Source organism: Spirosoma luteolum (genome assembly GCF_054778875.1).
Genome location: NZ_BAAGZE010000005.1, coordinates 317,806 through 341,466 on the forward strand (window position 1 = coordinate 317,806; position 23,661 = coordinate 341,466).

Sequence of the window (23,661 nt, forward strand, 5' to 3'; positions counted from 1 at the left end):
ATAGTTAATATAAGTTCGTTTGTGTGAATAATACCCGTGCTTTTTGCCTACTCCTCGTTGAGAAAGATAACCTAACGGCAAGTCGCCTGCACGCCCTCGCGGAATCGACCGGCGTCGTTGTCCGGCGTGACAACGCGGGCGAAGTGGGTAAATGGCTTGCCAGTCGCCCTTCGCTGGGCCTCGTCATTACCGATAGCGACAACGCATCGCCCATCATTACCTTGATCCGCAGGGACCCCTACCTCAACCATGTCCCCGTTTTGATAAGCTGTGGCGGAATGAATAAAAAACCGGTTAAAGTAGCGCTGGAAACCGGCGCTTCAGACCTGCTCGATCTGACCGATAACACGGAACAGCTGCAGTCAAAAATAAGTTATTACCTCGACCTGAATGCAACCGTGCTATCGCTCGAACACACGGAATCAGCTCATAATCAGTACAACTTCTCGCTTCCCTGGTGGAAGCGCGGCATCGACATTGCCGTCTCGCTGACCGCCCTGCTCCTGCTGCTGCCACTCCTGCTGCTGGTGGCTATCCTGATTAAACTTGATTCACGGGGACCTGTTCTTTATAAATCACCCCGGGCCGGCAGCAATTTTACCATCTTCAATATGTATAAATTTCGTACGATGAAGGTGATGGCCGATGCCTTACTGAAGGAGCTCAAGGACCACAATATATATGCCAAAAAATCGGACGACACTGAAAATGTAGCCAATGGCCTTGAATTCAGGTGCGATGAGTGCCGGATGCGGGGTATTGCCTGCCAGCAGCCTTTATTCGATCAGCATGAGGTGATCTGTGAGAAAAAATACCTACTCGAAACCGAAGGTGCGGCCAAGTTCATGAAGTTTCGCAACGACCCCCGCATCACCCGGCTGGGCACGTTTCTGCGTAACAGCAGCATCGACGAATTGCCGCAGCTCCTGAATATTCTGCTGGGCGATATGTCGCTGGTTGGCAACCGCCCGCTGCCGCTTTACGAAGCCGAGAAACTTACGTCCAATCAATCGGCCCAGCGCTTTGCCGGACCCGCCGGCCTGACGGGCCTGTGGCAGGTCAAGAAACGAGCACGGGGGGTTGGCCCGGTTACCGATAAGGAGCGCATCGAACTCGATATCGAGTACGCGCGGACGTTCTCCTTCAAAACAGATATGTACATTATCTGGAAGACGTTCTTCACCCTATGGCAGAAGGAAAACGTGTAATGGAAAACCAGCCGCTGGTGTCCATTATCACGATTAATTATAATCAGGCCGAACTGACCCGCCTGTTTCTGGCGTCGGCCGACCGGCTTACGCACACCAATTATGAGCTTATTGTCGTCGACAATGCCTCGGAGCCGGCGCTGGCCAGCTGCCTCGAGACCGATGCCTTCCCCCGGCTTCGCCTGATCCGAAGCGAGCAGAATCTGGGGTTCACGGGGGGCAACAATCTGGGCATTGCCGCGGCCCGGGGCGACTATCTGTTCATTGTCAACAACGACACGGAGTTGAATCCCGACTTGCTGACCGAGCTCCTGCGCCCTTTCGAGACCGACGAGCGCATCGGCGTTACCTGTCCCAAGATACGATTCTACAGTGATCCGGATCTGGTACAGTATGCCGGCTATAACCCGATGAACATGCTGACGGGCACTGCCGTGGCGGTTGGTTACAAGCAACCCGATTCGCCCGCGTATAATACACCCGGCCCGACTCATTTTGCCCATGGCTGCGCCATGCTGGTCAAACGCGCCGTGGTCGATCGGGTGGGGCGGTTTGCCGAACGATTTTTTCTCTACTACGAAGAGCTCGACTGGTCGGCCCGGATCCGGGAAGCGGGCTACCTCATCTATTACCAGCCTTCGGCCTACATTTTGCACAAGGAGTCGATGTCGGTCGGTGAACACAGCACGCTGAAAACGTATTACCTGACCCGCAACCGGATCCTGTACATGCGCCGGCACTGTTCGACGGTCGAAAAAATGGTGTTTTATCTGTTTTTTGCGGCCTGTGTTATTCCCAAGCATCTGTTTACCTACGCCATCCGGGGTAAGCTGGCCCACGCCCGGGCCTTTGTGCAGGGGGTGCTCTGGAATTTTCGCAGCACCAGCACATCACCCGTTTAGCTTAACCTACGGTTCGTTTAATGCAACTTGTCTATACGCTTGCCGGTCTGCTTTTCTGGATCCTGGCCTTCCTTGTGTTCTACACCTATGCCGGCTACGGCCTGCTGATCTGGCTACTGGTCAAACTCCGACCGCCCCGCCCCGAATCGCCCATGCCAACCCGGTTACCCACGGTAACCATGGTTGTTCCGGCGTATAACGAGCGCGACTACCTGCCCCAGAAGCTGCAGAACTGCCTCGATCAGGACTACCCGGCCGAGCTGATGACGCTCCTCTTCGTGGTGGAAGGGTCGACCGATGGATCGGCCGAATACCTGGCCACCCGTCAGGCAGCCCTACCCCAGTTACAGGTTCAGTCAGGTACCGAACGGCTCGGGAAAATTATGGCCATCAACCGGGCCATGCCCCTGGTCAACACCGACCTGACCATTTTCACCGACGCCAACACGCAACTCAATATCGAAGCCGTGAGCCGGATTGTCCGGCGATTCAGCCCTGCCGACGTGGGGGCCGTAACGGGCGAGAAACGCATCAGCGTGGCCGGCAAAGAATCGGCAGCGGGCAGTGGCGAAGGGCTCTACTGGCGCTACGAGTCGTTCCTGAAAAAAATGGACGCCCTGCTACATACCATCGTGGGGGCCGCTGGCGAACTGTTTGCCATCCGGACGGCCCTGTACGAGCCCGTTGAAGCCGATACACTGCTCGACGATTTCATTATTTCGCTCCGGATTGCCGAGCGGGGCTACCGGGTCGATTATGCGCCCGATGCCTACGCTCTCGAACGCCCGTCGCAGTCGGTAGGCGAAGAAACCAAGCGGAAAGTCCGGATTGCGGCCGGTGGCTTCCAGGCCATTCGGCGGCTGCGCCCCCTGTTCAACGTGTTCCGGTATGGGTGGCTGAGCTTTCAGTACGTTTCGCACCGGGTGCTGCGCTGGGCCGTGACGCCCTTTTGCCTACCCTTGCTGCTGTTGCTCAACCTGCTGCTCGTCATCCAGCCCAACGCGGGTTTGTGGTGGCTCATGCTGCTGGGTCAAGTACTTTTTTATGCAGTGGCTGCCGTAGGGTATCAACTCGAAAACCGACAAACCCGCTGGAAACTTACCTTTGTACCGTTTTATTTCGTTTTTATGAATGGATGCGTACTGGCCGGATTTCTGCGGTATAAACGCGGTAATCTATCGGGTGTCTGGGAGAAATCCCGGCGGGCCGTTTAAGCGCGCAACACCCTTCGTCTCGTTATGGCTGAACAACTGGCATACCTTACCGATCAATTGCGCGACAGCCGCTGGGCGTACGGGTTGCTGGGCACGCTGGTTGCCTTGCTGGCGGGCTGGCTCATCGGCACCTTCGGTATGCTGGGCGGAGTCGCCATTGTTGCCATCCCGGTCGCGCTCATTGTGGTGGGCAGTATTCTGGCCGAACCCAAGATCGGGCTGGCCATCTACATTACGCTCAGCTTCGCCATCAGCTTCATGCGCTTTATTCCGGCCGATCTGCCCCTGGGTCTTTCGCTGGATGGCATACTGGTGCTGACATTCGTGAGCGTGTGTATGCATGGCAAACGCATGGACTGGACACGGCTGCGCACCCCCATTTTTTACCTCCTGACAGCCTGGCTGTTCTACACCATTCTTGAGTTTTTCAATCCTGAAGTGCCGAACCACGTAGCCTGGTTTTTCAAGGTTCGCTCCTTTTCGCTCAACTGGTTTCTGTTGTCGATTATCGTGCTGGTCAACCCGATTTCGCGCCGGGAAATTTTATGGCTGCTGCGCATCTGGCTTTTCTGGTCGTTTTTCGGGGCGCTCTGGGCCTACAAACAGCAGTATATCGGACTGGCCGCGGCCGAGGCTAAATGGCTGGCCGAAGGAGCTGCCAAAACCCACATTCTGTGGGGTCAGCTGCGGTGTTTTTCGTTTTACTCCGATGCATCCCAGTTTGGGGGAGAGATGGCCGGCGTTACCCTGATCTGTCTGATTCTGGTGGCAGCCTCGCGCACCTGGCCCCGCAAACTATTCTTTATCGGCTTGGCCCTGATCCTCTTCTGGGCCTACGCACTGTCGGGCACCCGCAGTGCCCTGTTCGTACTGATTGGCGGCTTTCCGGCTTACCTGGTGCTTCGGCGCAAGCTGTCGAACATGATCTGGGGCGTAGCCATTATGGCGCCTATCATGGCCATCCTGATGTTTACCCATATCGGCGACTCGGTATACCAGATCTACCGCATCCGAACGGCGCTGCACCCCAAGGAGGATGCCTCGTTTATGGTGCGACTGGAAAACCAGAATAAACTAAAATCGTACATGGCCAATCTGCCCTTCGGGGCCGGGCTGGGCACATCGGGGGCCATGGGCGCTCGTTTCTCGCCCACACACGGCGCGGCCCAGATTCCGCCCGACAGCTGGTACGTCGAACTCTGGATTGAAACAGGCGTGGTAGGCATGGTGCTGTATCTGCTTATGATTGGCTCAATCATCGGTATCGGCACCTGGCGGGTCTGGCAGCTCCGCGACCCGTGGCTCACCACCATGATGATTGCTTTCCTGGCCGATTTCATCGGTATCGCGCTGATGAGTTACTCGAACCCTACGCTGGGCCAGTTCCCAACCAGTACGATGCTCGGCATTACCTCCGTACTGTTTACCACCTGCTACCGGTGGGATACGCCTGAGCCCGAGCCCAACCGGCCGTCTCCGGCTTAGGCCAGTCCGTTACCCCTGCCCCCCGTACCTACCCATGGAAAACTTTGATAGTATTATTTGCGTTGGCCAAACCCCCTGGGAAGGCGATTTCCAGAAAGCCATTGTCCAGCTTATGTCCGAACTGGCGGTTCGCCATCGGGTATTGTACGTCGATTATCAGTACACCCTGAAAGACCTGGCCATGGGGCTGTTGCAGCGTCAACCCGTGCCGGTGAAGCCGCTGACTACCCGCGCCCACGCCCTGACTACCAAACAGCTTTCCAACAATACATCGGTTTACGTGTGGCAGCCGCCGGTTATGTTGCCCATCAACTGGCTCTCGGCCGGGCCGCACGATCGTCTGATTCAGCGCAACGTGGGGCAGCTCGTTAAGGGGCTCCGGCGGGTCATGAAAAAGCTGGGTATGGAGCGACCACTGGTCGTCAATGGCCTGAATCCTGTTTTTGGCCTGCCCATGCTGGGCAAACTCAACGAGGCCGGCACCATCTACTACTGTTTCGACGAAATCACGGTAGGCGCTTGGATTGGGCGACACGGCAGCCGCTACGAGCCCGAATACATGCGCCAGGTCGACGCCGTAATAACCACGTCTGAAGCCCTGAGGCAAAGTAAATCGGCGATACAGCCCCGTACGTTCTGCGTTAAAAATGGGGTCAATTTCAACCTTTTCCACCAGGCCCGGGAGCTGGCCGAAGCCAACCCGCCCACCCGGCCCGTTATCGGGTATGTGGGTATTGCCGACGATCGGATCGACATCGATCTGGTCGAGCACTGCGTCCGTACATTGCCCGACGTGCTGTTCCGGTTTGTGGGCGATGTGCCCGAAGCCCGGGTAACGCAGCGGCTTTTGCCTTACCCTAACGTCGAGTTTATACCACCCCACCAGCCAGCGCAACTGCCGGCCCTCCTCGCCCAGATGACGGTGGCCATCATTCCGTACGTCCGGAATGCACACACCTATACCATTTACCCGCTTAAATTAAACGAGTATCTGGCCGGGGGACTCCCCGTAGTGTCGACCACTTTTTCGATTCTGACGGAGTTTGAAGGCGTTGTCGAACTGGCCGATACGCCCGCCCTGTTTGCCGAAGCGCTGCGCCGGGCGCTTGCCGATAGGAGCGCAACCCGGCGCGAAGCCCGGGTTGCCATAGCACGGAGCAATTCATGGGCTCACCGGGCCCTTGAGTTTGAAGCGGTGCTCAGACAGTTGTAACTACTTCCTCCACCTTGCCCGGCGAAGTCGAGACCCAGCGCTGTTGGCTCTGGTCGTAGTACCGCAACACTCGCGCCGGATTGCCGCCTACTACGGAGAAAGGCGGTACATCGCGGGTGACTACGCTGCCGCCCGCTACCACCGAGTGACGACCCACGGTTACCCCGGCCGTAATCACTACGTTGGCCCCAATCCAGCAGTCGTCCTCAACCACGATCGGTTTAGTCAGCACCGGTTGCTGCCGGATGGGCTGGTCAACATTTTCGTAGGCATGATTGAGCCCCGACAGTACGACGTGCTGTGCCACAATGATGTTATTGCCCATGTGTACCGGGCCGATCAGCACGGCGCTGAGGCCCAGGTGGCAGTTGACACCCAGATGCACCTCCCCCACGCCGTTGTTGACCACGCTGAAGTCTTCGATGGTGCTGCCTGCCCCCACCGTAAAGTTGTTGAACGGAACCACGTCGAGCCGCACCGTCGACCGGATTCGGGCCGAGGAGTGCTTTTTGTGGATCATCGGGTTGACCAGCCAGCTTACCCATTGCCGGGGGCGGGCCTGCTCGGGTCGAATCAACAACCGATGAACAAACCGCTTCAGGGCTGGCCGGTCATCAACATACTGTTTCAGATTCATATGGGTTGGGGTAAATCGAACGGCAGGAAATTAGCGTTAAACGCGAGCCCAGGTATCGGGTATCAAATCAACCGTATCCCAGTCGGGCTTGTTACGAAACCAGTACTGCGGAGCCAGCACAACTTTATCAGGTCGTGGATTGAGCCAGGCGCCCCACCAGCTGAACGAACTGTTGGCAATGATATGGTGGTGGCAAAGGCTCATCAGCTGCAGGTCGTCGACATCGGCATCCAGACCGGTGTTTTGGACGAACACATGCGGGCTATGTAACGGTAAATTAGCCGCAACCCAGGCTGGTTCGTCACTAAAAACGAAAAAAGTAGCTCCCGGGAAGCGCGTGAGCAGCTGCGCCAGTGCCCGTTCGTAGTATTCCAGTCCCAGAAACCCAAACGACTGGCTGAATTCGGGGTGGTTCACATAGTCGCCCCGACGGATATGGACCGAAACAGGCACCGCAGCACTGGCGATTTGCCGCCGGAAGTTCTCAAAAGCCGGACCGGGTGTTCGCCGGAACATCAGTTCGCGCCGGAGCACCCCGACACTGTTGGCAAAGTAGCGCTCCGACTGCCAGAACCCATCCAGAATAACCATCGCGGCCCGGGCCTGCTGCACACTTGGATCGACGTGAAAGTGGGGCTCTTTCACGTAAGCGGCCAGTGGCTTCAGCGTACGGTTGGGGAGTAATCGGGTCAGTTTGGATGCGTAGACCAGGGGCGATGTGTTGAGCAACCGGTAATCGGTCGCGAAACGATCGAGCTTGAACAGCCGCAGCGTATCGGTATCGTATGTTTGCCGATAATAACTCAGATCGAGATACAGCGACGTCTGGTTTGTATTGGCCAGATGGCGCCCCAATGCGTACTGGAACAACTGGTTGCCAAGGCCACTGGTGATTCGGGCAATTACCATACAGATACGGACAGAAAAAGAAAGTAATAGCCCCGACGATAAACGGCTCCCCGGGGTATAGATCGGTTAACCGGGTCAGGCATAGACATCGTCGACAAAACGAAGCACTTCGTCGGCAGTTCGGGCGTGCATAATCCGGGCGCCGGACAGCGCCGGAAAAATCGTGCGGTATTCATCGAAGTGATGCTCCATACCGCCACCGGGTTTTGAGAGAATGATGTTTGTGCCTTCGAAGTAACTCGCCAGAGCCGCCGTACCACCGTGCATCGAAATAAAACGGTCGGCGTTGGCGTACACCAGCAATTGCAGATGATTGAAGTTGGTAACCTGATCGCGATGCTCGGCAAACAGATCGTTCAGCTGCAGCACTTCAGGGTGGGTAGTCCGCAGCCATTCGTGCTCGCCCAGGTCCATGATCTCGCTGTTATCGAGCACGATCTGCGACGACAGAGGGCGGTTATAAACGATCTGGTACTTCGCCTTACAGCGGCTGATGATGGCGTCGAGGGTTGGAATATCCAGAAAGTTCCGCGGTGGACCATCCCATTCGATGTTGTATTTGTTGGCAATCACCAGCAGGGGTTTGTCGTAAACGAACCGATTGTTGGCGTAGTGCTTTTTAAGCGGCACCCGCGTCCACTTCGAATAGTCGAAGGTGGGGCTGTGGGTCATGTTCGGAACGTCGTAATAGTCGTAACCCGCCTGCCAGACCCGTTTGGGGTGGGCCTCTACATGGTCGGGGCTGAAAAAGTAGAATACACCCGTATCCGTACAGGAGATGGTTTGTTTCAGCGTTCCGTTCTGGAAATGCCAGTAGGCAAAGGGCAACACGTAGCGCAGTTCCTGGTCGAACTCGCCGTGGTAATCGATAACCTTATAGGGTTCCTTGGTTACATAATCGGCCGACAGGAACCAAAGCTGGTTGAGTCGGCTGAAGTAATTATCGCGGATAAAATACCGCAGATCCTTGCGAATACGGGGATACTTGACAGCGGCAATAACGTAAAGAAACTTAAGAAGCAGGCGTTGCATGGACAACGGATGTGTTGCGTGATCGACGGATTGATAACGAACCAGTCATCTATATGACCCGGTTAACGGAGCGAAGTCACCCCTTTTTTCAGGGCATTGCCCTACTCACGCTGTGCATCAGGTCGGTTGGCGAAATAGTCAGAAAAGCGGGAGTGGTCGTATCTGTGCTGGTAGCCAGCGCGGCCGGGTAGCCGGGCTCGACGGTAAAGCTACGCACCAGCCAGTTCTGGCCCAGTGTCAGCAGGGCGGCCGGGGCCAAATTGACGCCATCCAGCACCGATATTTCGTGAAAGGTATCCGGCAACCCCTGTCCGGTGGCTTTGACAAAAGCTTCCTTCCGGGTCCAGTAGGTGTAGAACTGCCCGGTGGGATCGCTGCTCCGGGCCACAACGGCCTGTTCGGTCGGCTGCAGGCTGCTGCTTACCATCAGATCGAGGGGCAGATCGGGGCGGCACCACTCCACATCGACCCCCAGCGGCTGCCGGTCCAGGGCCAGTACGACCCAGTTGCCGGCGTGCGACAGGTTGAGGTGCCACCCCAGCGCCGGATTCAGGTCGGGTTTACCCTGTGGGCCAGTTACCAGTTCGACGGTTGCCGCTGGCTGGCCGGTATAAGCTCCGGCCAGGCTTCGCGCCAGCAGCCGGCCAAGCAAAAAACGCCGACGATCGGCGGCTTGTCGGAAGCGGTCGGCCCGGTCCCGTTCGCCGGCCGTAAACAGTTCCTGTGCTTCCGCCAGCAGCTCATCGGTGGCCGGAACTGCCAGCCGCCACACGGCCGGGCCGGCCTGGATTGGTTCGCCAGCGGGTTGCCAGTCGACAACGGGCAGGGTCTGGCAGGTGATTATACAGACAGGAGCTGACATATATTGATGGCCATGACTCGACGCCGGCGCGCACACAACTGCTGGATTCACAGCGAATAAGTTCGGGCTTACCGTATTTTAGCCGTGACGGTCTGGTTGACCGATCGTCAAAATAGAATCCATGTGTGCCGCGCCCCGTCAAAGTAAGCAAAAAAAAAGCGTCAGCCGTGGCGTTCGCAGCCTGGTCGGCGTTGCGCTGCTCCTGCTGACGGGGGGATTTCGGCAGGTAACCCATTCCGCAGGCCCCAACTGTCCCGACGCTACGGCCCGGACGGTACTCTACGAATCGTTTGGCCAGCGGACGGCCCCTTCGGTGCTTAACGATCGAACCCGCTACGCACTGGTGTCGGCCACCTGCCCCAACGACGGGCAGTATGCCCTGGCTCCGACCATCGATGGCCGCTGTTTCGACGGCCTCTGGCACGCCATTCCCGACGATCATACGCCAGGCGATGAGGGGGGGCTGATGATGATTGCCAATGGCTCGTATGGCGCGGGCGACGTGTATGTGCAACCGGCGTCGGGGCTATGCAGCCAGACGACCTACGAGCTGTCGGTCTGGTGCGTCAACCTGTTGAAGCCCGGCTATTGCACCAACCCCCTGTTGCCCAACCTGACACTGCGCGTAGAAGCCGCCGACGGCACGGAAATTCAGACGATCGATGTCGGCGTTATTCCGCTGAGTAGCACACCCGTCTGGCAGCGCTTTTCTACCGTATTTACGTTACCAGCCTCGATTGACGGGGTGGTTATCAAGCTCATTAACAACCAGGGGTCGGCCGGTTGCGGCAACGACCTGGCGCTCGATGACCTGCAGCTGCGGCAGTGCGGAGCCTGTGCGCCCACACCAGCGGGCATACCCGATGCGTTCAGCCCCAACAACGACGGGGTAAACGATGTGTTCCGGCTGGCGCTACCCAATGCCGAATCGGGCACCCTGACGATTTTTGACCGCTGGGGTGCGGTGCTCTATCGGGGCGACGCACGGCATCAGGCCTGGGATGGTACGGCCAGTGGCCTTCCCTGCGCGCCCGGCTCCTATTCGTGGCAGCTCAGCTATCGGCTTTCCGGAGCCAATCCGGCCGAACCAGCCCGGCAACAATTCGGTCGGGTCGTACTGATCCGCTAATCCTGAATCCGCTAACCCAACGTCAAGTACATCATCGCTATGAAAAACAAGATCCGAACGGGTGCCCTGCTGTTACTGGTGCTGGCGTTTGCGACCCGATCCGATTACCGGATCGAAGCCCGCGCCCGTATGCAGGCAGCCACGCCGGGCCGGAACCCCGGGCAGCTGCCGATCGATCCGGCCCGCTGGTACCAGCTCAACAACGTCAGCAACGGGCTGACCGGCCTGTTCGACGGCAGGACCGACGCGCCCGTCCAGACGGGCAACGACTTGCTGCTGAAGCGATACGATGCGTACTACCCCCTGCTGGCCGGTGAGCAGCTCACCATCGACCGGGTCCGTTTTTTCGATGGCAGCGGCAGCCATATCGACGCCCCCCTGATTCTGTCGGTCATCACCGATACCTGGGAACGGATACCGATTGCGCGCTTTACGGGCGAAGCCGAGAATCAGTGGGTTGGCCCCGATCCGGCCCGGCCCGATGCGTTTACCCTGGCCACGCCCGCCACCAATGTTCGGTTTCTGGTCATCAGCACGGCCGGTGCCTTTCCGACCGAGCTGGAGCTGTATGGCACCTATACGGCGCCCCCTGCCCCCACCCCCGTGCCGGCACGGGCCACCCCATTCCGGCAGGCTATCGGGGTCAATGCCTTCGAATGGAACCTGGAAGACGCCAGCTCGCCCTGGCAGATCGACGAGTCGCGGCTGGAAGCGCTCAAAGGGTTTTCGGCTATCCGGCACTATATGGACTGGGAGAAACTCGAATCGACGCCGGGGCAGTATACATTCAACCCTACGTTTAGCGGCAGCTGGAACTACGACATCCTCTACGAGCGGCTGCAGGCCGAAGGCATCGATGTGCTGGCCTGTCTGAAAACCATTCCGAAATGGATGGAAAACACGTATCCCGAGGGGCAGCGCGATTACGAAAACGTGCCGGCCCCCTATGGGCGCGACCTGAGCCAGCCGGCTTCCTATATCGAACAGGCCCGCGTGGCGTTTCAATACGCAGCCCGCTATGGCCACACCAAAACCGTCGATCCGGCGCTTGTCAGCGTGAGTCCGGTCAAGACCTGGGCGGGGCTCAACACCGTAAAGATCGGGCTGGGGCTCATCCGCTACCTCGAATGCGACAACGAACGCGACAAAACCTGGAAGGGCCGCAAAGCCTACCAGACGGCCCGCGAATATGCCGCCAACCTGTCGGCTTTTTACGACGGCCACAAAAACACCCTGGGGCCCGGCGTGGGCGTTAAAAACGCCGACCCCACCATGCAGGTAGTGGTGGGTGGCCTGGCCGCATCGACCACCGACTACATCCGGGGTATGATCGACTGGTGCCGTGAGTTTCGGGGCTACCGGCCCGATGGCAGCATCGATCTCTGCTGGGATGTCATGAACCAGCACCTGTATGCCAATAACGCCCGGTCGTCGCAGGGGGGCGGCTCCGAACGCGGGGCAGCCCCCGAAGTGTCGGGCGTGGGTGAGCAGGCAGCCGCCTTTGTCAGGGTAGCCCACGATCTGGCCGGCGACCGACCCGTCTGGATTACCGAAGCCGGCTACGACACCAATCCCGGCAGCCCGCTGCGGGCCATTGGGGTTGGGGGTAAATCGGTCGAGCAAACCCAGGCCGACTGGATACTGCGTACAGCCCTGCTCTACACCCGCGTCGGTATCGACCGGCTATTTTTCTACCAGCTCTACGACGAAGACCCGGCCAACCCGATCCAGTTCAGCTCGATGGGGCTGCTCAACGGCGATAAAACCCGCAAGCCCGCGGCCGACTTTCTGCGGCAGGCCAACCAGCTGCTCAGTGGCTACCAGTTCAGCGATACCGTAGCCACCACGGGCGGTCCGGCGGGGCTTATCGTCGATCGCTATGTGCCGATCACGGCGGGTGGCCGGCGCATGCGCAATGAAGCGAAGGCGGCCTACGTGCTGCTCATTGGCGACGAACGGGGCCGCACCGGTACGGTGAACCTGCCCGTGGCGGCCGGTGATACCGTGCAGCTCTGCATCCCGACGGCGGGGCGCAGCGCCATGATGCGCAGCTGGCTGGTCAGCAAAACCGGCACCATTCCGATCACGGTGAGCGAAACCCCCGTCTTCGTGATGCCCGGCGCCGGCCCGCCCCTTACCGAAACGACAACCAGCGACCTCTCGACCCTGCAGCTCTTCCCGAACCCAACCACCGACTACGTGGATCTGCTGCTGACCAACGCCAGCGAACAGGCCGTCGACATTCGGGTGTTCGATAATACGGGCCGGGTGCATGTGGTGCAGCATCTGCAAAAGCCCGAAACGGCGCTGCGGGCAAAACTTACGCTTACCGCCTTACCCTACGGCATTTATTTTGTGGAGGTACGGCAGGGAACCAGCCGCACCGTTCGAAAAATTATCCGCAGCCATTGATTACGGAACGATGCGAATCCCGTCAATAGCTTGTAGTATCGCTGTCGCAAACGCCAGACCGGGTTTACCCTTCACGTTGACTGCTACGTTTAATTCGCCCCAATGAGTAATAAAGCCAAGGCCATGAACGGTGGCAAATGGATCACGATCGCCACCGTGATATCGACCGTGTTCCAGTTCGGACAGGTTGCTGTACTGGCCCGTCTGCTGGCTCCTACCGACTTCGGTATTGTCAGCATCAGTAACCTGATCATCGGTTTCTTCACCATTTTTTCGAGCCTCGGCTTCTCCAACTCCATTATCTACAAGCAGGAAAGCGACCGCAAGGTATTGTCGACGCTCTACTATTTGAACCTGATTGTGGGCGCCATTATTTTCGTGATCGTGTATCTGAGTACCCCACTCATCGTATCGTTCTATCACGAGCCGAAGCTGGAGCGGGTTATCAAACTCTCGTCGTACTACTTCCTGATCGTTTATTTCGGGCAGCTCTACCTCTTTCTGCTCCAGAAAGAACTCAAATTCCGCTCGGTGGCCATTATCGACATTGCCGGTACAGTGCTGGGCTCGGTCGTGACGGTAACGCTGGCCTACAACGGGTTTCAGGAGTTATCGCTCATCATCGGCTCCCTCGTCAACCAGACCGTCAAGACCATTTTTCAGGTCATTTTCGGGCTGCCATTTTTTCTGCCCATGCTCGGCTTCGACGCCCGCAACATCAGCGAGCACCTGCGTTTCGGGCTGTTCAACCTGGGCGAGGGGCTGCTGGGCTTTATCCAGTCGAACTCCGACAACATTTTTATCGGCGGGATGCTGGGCGTGAAACTGCTGGGCTACTACACCATTGCCTACCAGCTGTCGATTTTTCCGATCACCAAACTCAACCCGATTATTCTGCAGGTAGCCTACCCCATTCTGGCCAAGATGAAGGAAAGCGCGGCCGACCTGAAAAACTCGTACCTCAAAATTCTGGACTTTGTCAGCTACTGCAACATGCCGCTGCTGGCGGGCCTGTTCATCACCGCCGAAAGTGTGGTGCCCCTGTTCTACGGCCCCGGCTGGGACAAAACCGTTGAGCTGATCCGGATTTTTGTGTTTGTCGGCATTTTCACCTGCCTCAGTCACCCGCTCTTTACCCTGGCCTTCACCAAGGGCAAACCCAACCTGCTGTTCTACCTCAACCTCGTTACGCTGGTGGTGAAACTGCCGCTGGTGTACGTTTTCGGGCACTACTGGGGCGTTACGGGCATTGCCATGGCGTTTCTGCTGGCTACGTTCCTGAATCTAGCCGCCAACTTCGCCGTTGTGCACTACCTGATCGGCGATTTCATGGGCGAATTCCTGCGCAACATTGCCTGGCCCACCGTGTTCTGCCTCGTGATGGTGGGAGTCGTGTACCTCTACAAGCAGTTCGTCGGTTACGAGGGGCCCATTCATACGGCGGCTGAAGTGATTCTGGGCGGGCTGACCTACGGGCTGCTCACGCTGCGTTTCAAACTATCGTTCAGCGAATTGAAAGCGTACCGACAGTCATTACTTTCCTGATTGCCGTCCCACATGGATCACCTCTCCACCGTTTTCGACACGCCCGATCTGCTGCCGGCCAGTTGGGCCGGGCACACCTTCGAGGCCTGTACCTTTCGTTCACTCGAACCCGGGAAACGGGCACTGGCCGGTGCCACCCTGATCGATTGCCGGTTCGAACGCTGTACCCTGACAGGTGCTGAGCTGGCCGGCACCCAGCTCAACGATGTGGTATTTGACCACTGTAGCCTGCAAAGTGTCGATTTCGGACGCTGCAACCCCTTCGCATTTCACGTCGACTTTGCGCACTGCCTGCTCGATTACGCGCTGTTTACCGACCGAAAACTTCGCAAGGCCCAATTCGACCACTGCTCCATTCAGGGTACGCTCTTCGTTGGCTGCGACCTGACGGGCGCTGTGTTTGCTCACTGTAATCTGGCCCAGGCCAAATTTGACGACTCGAACCTGACGCAGGCCGATTTCTACACGTCGGTCAACATCGCCATCGACCCTACCAGCAACAAACTCAGGAAAGCCCGGTTTGCGCTGCACAGCCTGCCCGGCCTGCTGACCAGGTACGATTTGGTTATTCGGGAGTAAGGACCGGTTCCGGAGCCTCACGACCGCAAGAATCCATATACCGCCAGCCCTACCAACAGCCCCTCGACAAGCCAGATCTGCCCGGTGTCGAAGCGGGTAAATCGGCGGATACACCCATGCAGCCCCAGTGGCCCCAGCCATAGCGGAATGCCGAACAGGAACTGCAGCACGTTATTCTCCTGCCCCCAGGTAATAAAGCCGTAGCCGATCATCAGGAGCCCGATGCCCGAAAACAGGACGAGGGGCGTCAGCAGCGAAGCAAGTCTGGCAAGCGTCATAACAGGGTCCGGTCAGCCACCCGCACGGCGGGTTTATTCTACCAACCCGCCGGATAACCGAAGGTTTTTCGGTAGCAGACAGAGGATTGCCGTCAGGGCCGTCCGGCCACTGGCGCGGGCGTAACCCGAAACGCTACATTGGCCGTACCAACGTGATTGTGCTGATCGTAGACCGCCACAAACAGCCGGTAGAATCCCGGCCGGGCCGGCATCCGAAAGCGCACCGCAGCCGAGCCGGGCGCGTCGATCAGGCCACCCAGGGGTTGCAGGGCCGTATCGATGTAATCGGCCGTGCGTTGCGCCGTTGGCTTGATTTCCCAGCGGTACGTCAGCGTATCGCCATCCGGATCGCGGGCCAGCACCCGTGCCTGGTGCAGCCGGTCGGTAACGGCAAACGACGCCTGACTCCGGGGTTGCCCATCGACCGCGATAGCCGTAACGATGGGGGCCTGATTGGCGGGCCCTTTACCCGTCCAGAGCGTCTGCGCCAGCCCAACGAGGGGCGTCTCGCGGCCTTCTTCATCGAACAGGCTGTACCAGGTGTGGGTTTCTTCCTGTTTTACACCCCAGAAGAACAGATACCCACCCAGGCAGTTGGGCAGCCGGGCGCCAATGAATTGCCCATAAAGTCGACGCACAAATTCGACTTTGCCCTGGCTGGTGGGCTCAATGGGTGTTTTCCAGGGAGTGAGCGGGCGCTCCCAGTACCCTTCGGCGCCATATTCCGACATCAGGTAAGGCTTGCGCCAGCCACCCTCGTGCAGAAACTGGTTTAGTTTGGGCATGATGCCGTAGGCGTTGACCGACAGAATGTCCAGATCGGGGCAGCGCTCCTGCACCAGCCAGATCGATCGGCCACTATCGGGGGAGATCGCCGTGGTAACGGGGTGGCCGGGGTCGAGTTCGTGTACTACCTGCACAATGCGGTTAACCTCGTCGAACACGGCAAAATTGGTGGCATCCTGGGCCCATTCGTTACCCACGCACCACATCAGCAGCGCCGGGTGATTCCGGTACCGGAGCACCGTTCGGCGGATGCGGGCCATCTGCCGGTCAACGGCGGCCTGATCGTTGTAGTCGAACCCGTCGGTTTCGCGTTCGACCCATAGGCCCAGCATCACCGTCAGTCCCAGCCGGTCGGCCTGATCCAGTATAGGACCCGCGTCGAGATCATCCCAGATGCGGATCGAGTTGCTGCCGCACTGGGCCGCCCGCTCCATGTTTCGGCGACCACCCGCGCCCCGGATGAAGTACGGTTTGCCGTGCCGCAGCAGTACGGCACCGGCTGGCCCCTGTTCAATCGTTACGGGAGCATTGGCGGGTACGCGTCGGCTCGTTTTTGCATCCTGACAACCCGTAGTTTGCAACAGCAGGAGCAAGAACAGCCAGGTGAAGTAGCGATGCATCATGGCGTAAGGAGTTATAGCCGCCAGCCGGGGCGGGCCACCCAGCGGGGCCTATACAACCAGAAATGTACGAGCCAGGTCGTTTCGGGCCACTACCGTTTAGGGCATAATCGGGAATTATGTAACAGCCGGGCGGTTCCTCCCCTTTATATTCGCCTGACCACACTGGCCAGGAGCCAGTGGCCACGCTGCCTTATCCGCCCAGTAACCCGTTCCGCATGAAATGGCCTCGTTTTACCGACCCGTCGCCCAATGCCGCCTATAATTTCAGCTACCAGCCCCGTGATGTTGTCCGGGTTCGCCTGATTATTCTGGTAGGCCTGTTGTTTATGGGTGGTTTCGTCTGGATCTACGCGCAGCCCACCACCTGGGGACTGGGCTGGCTCTACGCGCTGCTGAGCCTGTCGATTGGGCTTAAACTGCTCCGCCTGCTGCACGAGTGGTATCACGTCTGGCAGGTAGCCCCGCCTACGCCCCCACCGCTGACCCGGACCTGGACGGTCGATGTGATGACGACGTTCTGCCCGGGCGAGCCCTACGACATGGTGCTCAACTCGCTGCGGGCCATCCAGGCCATCCGTTACCCACACACGACTTACCTCTGCGACGAAGCCAACGACCCTTACCTGCGCGAGCAATGCCAGGTGCTGGGCGTAATCCACGTTACCCGCACCGACAAAACCGACGCCAAGGCGGGCAACATCAACAACGCCCTGCGGCAGGCCACGGGCGAAATCGTACTCATTCTCGACCCCGACCATGTGCCGGTGCCCGATTTCCTGGATCAGGTGCTGCCTTACTTCGAGAACCCCGACATCGGCTTTGTGCAGTGTGTGCAGGGGTACTACAATCGAAAGGAAAGCCTGGTAGCCTTCGCGGCTGCCGAGCAGACCTACACCTTTTACGGACCCATGATGGCCACGATGAGCAACTACGGAACTGCGCAGGCCATCGGCGCCAACTGCACGTTCCGGCGCGACGCCCTCGACGCCATCGGGGGGCACGCGCCCGGTCTGTCGGAAGATATGCACACCGCCATGCGGCTCCACGCAGCCGGCTGGCAGTCGACCTATGTACCGCTCCCGCTCTCCTACGGGCTGGTGCCGGCTACCCTTTCGGCCTATTACAAACAACAGCTGAAATGGTCGCGCGGTACGTTTGAACTGCTTCTTACCACCTATCCGCGTTTGTTCAGCCGGTTTTCGTGGCGGCAGCGGCTGCATTATTTTATGCTGCCGCTTCATTACCTGCTGGGCCTGACCCAGCTCATCGACCTGCTGATCCCGATTTTGTCGCTGGTGCTGATGCGGCTGCCGCTCCGGCTCGATCTCCTGGTGTTTGCTGCAGCTTATTTTCCGCTGCTGGCCACGTCGTTTCTTATCCGACAATATGCCCAGCGGTGGCTTATCGAAAAACACGAAGCGGGCTTCCATGTGCTGGGTGGTGTGCTCAGCAGCGGCACCTGGTGGGTTTATCTGCTGGGGATTGTGTACACCCTGTTTCGGGTCGAGGTGCCCTACCTGCCCACCCCCAAAGACGATCGGCCGCAAAACAATTTCTGGCTGTGTCTGCCCAATCTGACTATGGCGCTGCTGACACTGGGCGCCATCGGGTTCAGCGCGTACCACTACGGCCGCTATGCCGTAGGCAACCCATTCTCGCAGCTCATCATCGCATTTGGCCTGCTGAACGTACTCATTATGAGCCTAAACGTGCTGATTGGACAGGAATTACTGCTGGCCGGTGCCCGTAGCTTTTTGCGCCGGCTGCTGTCGGCCCGACCAGCCGCCCGCACGCTGCGCATTCTGATCTGGAAAATCCGCTACGGCCTTTACCGTCAGCTGCGGCTGTTGAGTATTCCGCTTCTGGGTGGTATCCTGCTGCTCACCACGGGCCTGGTCACCTATACCCACGTCAAAAGCAAAGGATTACTGCCTCCCCGGCTGTCGCTGGCCTCGACCCAGCCCTTCTACTATGGCCTGACTGATCCGCAAACGCCCGCCGACACCCAGCTCCTGCCCCAGGCCCGGTTGCCTTACCGGGTCATTCGTCCGCAGCACCTCCGCTGGCTCCCCGGTCAGCCCATCGAACAGCCGCACTGGTCAGACCAGCCCAATCAGCTTCCCCTCCTGTATCTGGAACCCGCCCCCGGCGCAGCGCTGACGACTTTTCTGCGGGCCGTCGGACGGGGGCAGTACGATGCGCAGCTGGGCCGCTTTTTTGGGGCTATTGCCACCCGGCAGCAGCCTGTACTGCTTTCCTTTGCGCCCGAATATGACGACACCACCCGGCACTGGGGTACCCACCGCGAAGCCGACCTGATTTTGTACGCGCAGGCGTGGCGTCATGTGGTCGAACAAAGCCGGGCCTGCGGACTCGCCGGTAGCTGCTGGCTGTGGTGCCCCGCCCGCTCCTCCACCATTGTCACCTACTACCCCGGCGATGCCTGGGTCGACTGGCTGGGGCTGACCCTGATCGACCAGCCAGGGCACTCCCTAACGGCACCGGGCCACTCATTTGGCGCCCTTTATCAGCCCGTACACAACACCATCCGGATGCATCAGAGCTACGAAATCCGGCAGAAACCCATTCTGATGACCCGCATCCAGTCGGGCTTACCACCCGATCTGATCAAAGCGTGGTTCGATGAGGGCATCGAGCTGATTCATGAACGCTACCCCGAGGTGCGCGGCCTGGTGCTGTCGCCCAAACAGGCGGGGCTGGTCAGACCCGGCGGCTGGTAGGTTGAACAGCAAGAGGGGGAAGCCATGGCTTCCCCCTGTCGGAATAGTGAACTGACTGACCGTCAGTCCTGATCGCAGTTGTCGAGGGCCTGCTGGAGCACCTGCGCAAACACTTTATCGTTGGGTGGCAGCATCATCATCTTGTGGTCGCCAGGCACCTCATGCACCCGAACGCCCTTCAGCGCGAATTTTTTCCAGCCCAGATACTTGTTATCGTCCACGAAATAAACCCGGATGCGCGCCTTGAACAGATCAATTACCCCATCATAAGGTCGCAGGCGGTAGTTGTCGAACGCGATTTCGTGCTTTTCCATGATCCGGTGCAGGTGATCGAGTTCGGGCGGGGCGGGCGGTTCCTGATACAAGCCGATCGACCGCTGCAGGTTGCGCCAGTGCCCTTCCACAAAATTCCACTGGTAACGGAGTGTCATAGCCGGCTGCCGCACCAGCGACTGACTGATCCACCAAAGCTTGGGCAACTGTTTGCCCAGCTTGCGCCACAGCCGCTGCCCCCGCGACCAATACTTCATCGACTCCTCGGCGTTGGTGTCGAACATGGCCAGCAGCTTGACGCGCTTGCCCATGGCCTGCAGTTGCCGGGCCATTTCGAGCGCTACGTAGCCACCAAACGAGTAGCCAGCAATGGCGTAAGGCCCCTCCGGATTCTGCTGAAGCACCTCGCTAATGTAAAATTTGGCAATGGCTTCGATACTGTCGAATGGTTCGTCGGTACCGTCGAGTCCCCGCGCCTGTAGTCCGTAAATGGGCTGCTCGGGACTCATATACGCCACCAGACTACTGAAATTCAATAGATTGAGTCCGATGCCGTGGATGATGTATATTGGATCTTTGGTGCCCTCGGGCCGGATCGGCACCAGCGATTTCCAGCGACTGACCGGCTCCTCGGACGTGAAGAGCGACGCCAGTTTCTGGATGGTCGGGAACGTCAGCAGGGTCGACAGCGGGAGCCGACGGCCGGTTTCTTTTTCCAGCTGCGTCATCACCTGCACGGCAATCATCGAGTGCCCACCCAGGTCGAAGAAATCGTCGTTCAGCCCGATATCAGTATGGCCGAGAGCTTCGGCCCAGATCGAAGCAATCCGCTTCTCGATGTCGGTACGGGGCTTGTCGGCCACCAGCGCATCGGCCGACCGGCGGGCGTCGGGCCGGGGCAGCGCCTTCCGGTCGATTTTTCCGTTGGGGGTTATGGGCCATTCGGTCAGCCGCACAAAGTCGGCTGGTACCATGTAGGCCGGCAGTATATCGCGCAGCCGCGCCCGCCACGCCCCCTGCCGGGTCGTAAACAACGCCGGGGTCAGTTCAGGCTCCACGCGCACGTAGGCAACCAGCCGCTGATCGCCGGGGCGATCTTCGCGGGCCATCACCAGCACCTCCCCTACGCCGGGTTCGGGCAGCAGGGCCTGTTCGATTTCGCCGGGCTCGACCCGGTAGCCCCGGATTTTAATCTGCTGATCGATACGTCCCAGGCAGTTGATTTCGCCATCGGCCGTAAACATGCCCAAATCGCCCGTGCGGTACATGCGGGCGTCTGGCTGGCCGCTGAATGGGTCAGCCACAAACTTTTCGGTATTCAGTTCGGGGCGGTTAAGGTAGCCACGCGCCACACCGTCGCCGGCCAGATACAGCTCACCGGCAATGCCTTCGGGCAGGCGGTTGCCGTGCTCGTCGAGAATATAGACCTGGGTGTTGTGAATGGGCCGCCCGATGGTAATTACGTCGTCGGTAGGCAGAATTTGCTTACCGGTCGAATAAATAGTGGTTTCGGTGGGCCCATACATGTTCCAGAGTGTAGCGCAGCGGGCCAGCAGCAGTTGAGCCAGATCTTTGGGCAGCGGTTCGCCACAGCACAGTATCTTGAGGGGCAGTTTCTGCTGCCAGCCAGCCGCCAGCAGCATGCGGTACGTAACGGGGGTGGCCTGAATGATGCTGATTGACCCATCAGTCAGCAGCGTAAGCAGCGCCCGCCCATCGCGCGTGGTTTCGGCATCGGCCAGCACGAGGGTGGCCCCCACCAGCAACGGCAGGTACAGCTCCAGTCCGGCAATATCGAACGATACGGTGGTAACGCCCAGCAGCACATCCTGCGCGGTGATGCCCGGCCAGTCGAGCATGCTGTAAAGCAGATTGACCAGGCTGCGGTGTTCAATCTGCACCCCCTTGGGGCGCCCGGTCGAGCCCGACGTGTACAGAATATAAGCCAGATCGCGGCTGCCCACACCCGTTTCGGGCGAATCGATGGGCTGCCCGGCCGACTGGCTCAGCACTGTTTCGATGGTCTGGACGGGTGTTGCCATCCCCAGGTCGCCCCGGGCATACTTGGCCGAAGTAAGCAGCAGGGCTGCCCCCGAATCGGCCAGCATAAAGGCAATCCGATCCTGCGGGTAGTCGGGATCGAGCGGCACGTAGAGGGCGCCCGCCTTCAGCACCGCCAGCAGGGCAATGAGCAGTTCGGGGGTGCGGTCGAGCATGACGCCAACCACCTGCCCCGTTGTCAGGCCGCCCGCCCGCAGCGTATGTGCCACCCGGCTCGACGCGTGATCGAGTTCACTGTATGTCAGCTGCCGATCGTTGACAATGAGGGCAATTTTTTCCGGCGTACGTCGGGCCGTCTGGGTGAGCAGCGCATGCAGCGGCTGGGTACGCGGGTAATCGGCGTCAGTGCGGTTCCAGGCATCGAGCCGGTTCTGGAGGGCCAGCGCGTTGGTCAGCGGAATGTCGCCAAGCGGAATGGTCGGATCGGCGACCACCGCCCGCAGAATCTGCTCCAGCTCGGCCATCATGCGATCGATGGTATCGGGCCGAAAGAGCTGCGTGTTGTAAGACCACTCCAGGGTCATGTCGGTCATCGACCCGCCCACGTTCAGAAACAGTTCGACCGTTTCGAACTGGCGGGGATTGCTGATAAACCGATACGTCAGTCCCTCAAAATGAACATCATTATCGAGCCCCAGGTCGACGTTGAAAATCACCGGCACCATCGGCACGCGCGACGGGTCGCGGGGTGGGTTGAGGGTACGGAGTAAACTCCCGAACGTGAGCTGCTGGTGTTCGAACGCGTCCAGCAGGGCTTCTTTGCGCTGGTGAAGGAAATCGATAAACGGCCGTTCGGACCGGGGGAAACTGCGCAGCGGCAGCAGATGCACACAATGGCCCACCAGCCGGGGCAGATCGGCGGCCGACTGTCCGGCGGCCGGCAGCCCAACCACAATATCATCCTGCCCCGTAAGCCGGTGCAGCAGCACATCGAAAGCCGCCAACAGCGTGGCCACAAAGCTGGCACCGGCTTTGGCGCCCATGCGCCGAACCGATTCGGCCAGTTCGGCCGGCAACGCGTAATCGCGCCGGCTGCTGGTAAACGTGCGGAGAGGTGGCCGCGGGAAATCGGTCGGCAGGTTCAGTATTGGTACCGTGTCGTGGTACTGATCGATCCAGTACTGCTCCGTTTCGCGATACACCGGACTGGCCACAAAATCGGTTTGCTGCCGACCGTACGCACTGATCTGGGGCGTTTCGGGCAGCCGGGGCACCTCGTGCCGAACGTAAGCCGAATAGAGAGTACCCAGATCCTGCAGCAGAATGCCCAGCGACCAGCCATCGCAGACGATGTGGTGCGCCGTCAGCACCAGCTGATGGTCGGTGGCCGACAGTCGGAAGAGTCCGAACCGTACCAGTGGTCCCTTTATCAAATCAAACGTATGGCGCGCGTCGGCGTTCACATAGTCGGCCAGCACCTGACCCTGTTCGGCCTCGGGGCGACCCACCAGATCGGTAAACGATACGGGGATGGTCAGGTCGGCGAATACCAGCATCTGTCGACCGTCGCCACTGAACGCTGACCGGAGCGCTTCATGGCGCCGGACGAGCTGATCGACAGCGCGCTCGAGGGCACTGCGATCGAGCGCGCCCGCAAAACGCAGCGAAACCGACTCATTATAGGCCCGGCTGGCATCGGCCCCACCCAGCTGGCACGATGTCCAGATTTCGATCTGCGGCTCCGTGGTAGGAGCCACCAGCGCAATCTCGGGACCGGCAAAGGGGTTGAAGTCAACAGCCGTAACCTGTATAGTAGCGGAATCCAGCATTCG

General features: G+C 59.2%; 17 protein-coding genes. 10 read left to right on the forward strand and 7 right to left on the reverse strand.

The window, feature by feature from the left end; genetic code table 11:
* Positions 1 to 23: 23 nt before the first annotated feature.
* Genes ACYVAC_RS08995 through ACYVAC_RS09015 form a run of 5 tightly spaced genes read left to right on the forward strand, consistent with a single transcriptional unit; the run spans position 24 to position 6,022 of the window.
* On the forward strand, positions 24 to 1,208 hold the full coding sequence (locus ACYVAC_RS08995; RefSeq protein WP_461097292.1) for a sugar transferase: 1,185 nt from the start codon (positions 24 to 26) through the stop codon (positions 1,206 to 1,208).
* Entirely contained in the window at positions 1,187 to 2,110 is a 924-nt protein-coding gene (locus ACYVAC_RS09000) for a glycosyltransferase family 2 protein (RefSeq protein WP_461097293.1), read from the forward strand. Before ACYVAC_RS08995 ends, ACYVAC_RS09000 begins: the two co-directional genes overlap by 22 nt.
* A 20-nt stretch (positions 2,111 to 2,130) precedes the next feature.
* A complete protein-coding gene (locus ACYVAC_RS09005) occupies positions 2,131 to 3,324 on the forward strand; it encodes a glycosyltransferase family 2 protein (protein WP_461097294.1) in 1,194 nt (397 codons plus the stop codon).
* Between the two features lie 24 nt (positions 3,325 to 3,348).
* Positions 3,349 to 4,809 (forward strand): O-antigen ligase family protein, encoded by a 1,461-nt coding sequence (locus tag ACYVAC_RS09010; protein WP_461097295.1) that lies wholly within the window; start codon positions 3,349 to 3,351, stop codon positions 4,807 to 4,809.
* A 34-nt stretch (positions 4,810 to 4,843) separates the two neighbouring features.
* Positions 4,844 to 6,022 (forward strand): glycosyltransferase, encoded by a 1,179-nt coding sequence (locus tag ACYVAC_RS09015; protein ID WP_461097296.1) that lies wholly within the window; start codon positions 4,844 to 4,846, stop codon positions 6,020 to 6,022.
* On the opposite strand, the gene ACYVAC_RS09020 is transcribed toward ACYVAC_RS09015, so the two are convergent.
* The 4 genes from ACYVAC_RS09020 to ACYVAC_RS09035 form a co-directional block, all read right to left on the reverse strand.
* Entirely contained in the window at positions 6,009 to 6,659 is a 651-nt protein-coding gene (locus ACYVAC_RS09020) for an acyltransferase (protein ID WP_461097297.1), read from the reverse strand. The two genes, ACYVAC_RS09015 and ACYVAC_RS09020, sit on opposite strands and share 14 nt — an antisense overlap.
* 36 nt (positions 6,660 to 6,695) lie before the next feature.
* Positions 6,696 to 7,568, reverse strand: a complete 873-nt coding sequence (locus tag ACYVAC_RS09025; protein WP_461097298.1) for an alpha-1,2-fucosyltransferase — start codon at positions 7,566 to 7,568, stop codon at positions 6,696 to 6,698.
* A gap of 75 nt (positions 7,569 to 7,643) precedes the next feature.
* Positions 7,644 to 8,600, reverse strand: a complete 957-nt coding sequence (locus ACYVAC_RS09030) for a hypothetical protein (protein ID WP_461097299.1) — start codon at positions 8,598 to 8,600, stop codon at positions 7,644 to 7,646.
* 88 nt (positions 8,601 to 8,688) lie between these two features.
* A complete protein-coding gene (locus ACYVAC_RS09035; protein WP_461097300.1) occupies positions 8,689 to 9,462 on the reverse strand; it encodes a 4'-phosphopantetheinyl transferase family protein in 774 nt (257 codons plus the stop codon).
* Positions 9,463 to 9,583: 121 nt separating this feature from the next.
* Between ACYVAC_RS09035 and ACYVAC_RS09040 the strand changes: the two genes are divergently transcribed.
* The 4 genes from ACYVAC_RS09040 (at position 9,584) to ACYVAC_RS09055 (ending at position 15,127) form a co-directional block, all read left to right on the forward strand.
* Positions 9,584 to 10,591 (forward strand): T9SS type B sorting domain-containing protein, encoded by a 1,008-nt coding sequence (locus tag ACYVAC_RS09040; RefSeq protein WP_461097301.1) that lies wholly within the window; start codon positions 9,584 to 9,586, stop codon positions 10,589 to 10,591.
* Between the two features lie 39 nt (positions 10,592 to 10,630).
* The gene (locus tag ACYVAC_RS09045; RefSeq protein WP_461097302.1) at positions 10,631 to 13,003 is read left to right on the forward strand and encodes a T9SS type A sorting domain-containing protein; all 2,373 of its coding nucleotides are present in this window, start codon (positions 10,631 to 10,633) and stop codon (positions 13,001 to 13,003) included.
* Positions 13,004 to 13,105: 102 nt separating this feature from the next.
* Complete coding sequence (locus tag ACYVAC_RS09050; protein ID WP_461097303.1) at positions 13,106 to 14,548, forward strand: MOP flippase family protein; 1,443 nt, start codon at positions 13,106 to 13,108, stop codon at positions 14,546 to 14,548.
* Between the two features lie 12 nt (positions 14,549 to 14,560).
* Positions 14,561 to 15,127, forward strand: coding sequence for a pentapeptide repeat-containing protein (locus ACYVAC_RS09055; RefSeq protein WP_461097304.1), 567 nt, complete (start codon positions 14,561 to 14,563; stop codon positions 15,125 to 15,127).
* A gap of 17 nt (positions 15,128 to 15,144) precedes the next feature.
* On the opposite strand, the gene ACYVAC_RS09060 is transcribed toward ACYVAC_RS09055, so the two are convergent.
* A complete protein-coding gene (locus ACYVAC_RS09060) occupies positions 15,145 to 15,405 on the reverse strand; it encodes a hypothetical protein (protein WP_461097305.1) in 261 nt (86 codons plus the stop codon).
* Positions 15,406 to 15,497: 92 nt separating this feature from the next.
* Positions 15,498 to 16,814 (reverse strand): glycoside hydrolase family 2 TIM barrel-domain containing protein, encoded by a 1,317-nt coding sequence (locus ACYVAC_RS09065; protein WP_461097306.1) that lies wholly within the window; start codon positions 16,812 to 16,814, stop codon positions 15,498 to 15,500.
* A gap of 215 nt (positions 16,815 to 17,029) precedes the next feature.
* Between ACYVAC_RS09065 and ACYVAC_RS09070 the strand changes: the two genes are divergently transcribed.
* Positions 17,030 to 19,555 (forward strand): glycosyltransferase family 2 protein, encoded by a 2,526-nt coding sequence (locus tag ACYVAC_RS09070; RefSeq protein ID WP_461097307.1) that lies wholly within the window; start codon positions 17,030 to 17,032, stop codon positions 19,553 to 19,555.
* A 62-nt stretch (positions 19,556 to 19,617) separates the two neighbouring features.
* On the opposite strand, the gene ACYVAC_RS09075 is transcribed toward ACYVAC_RS09070, so the two are convergent.
* Complete coding sequence (locus ACYVAC_RS09075) at positions 19,618 to 23,658, reverse strand: non-ribosomal peptide synthetase (protein ID WP_461097308.1); 4,041 nt, start codon at positions 23,656 to 23,658, stop codon at positions 19,618 to 19,620.
* Positions 23,659 to 23,661: the final 3 nt, after the last annotated feature.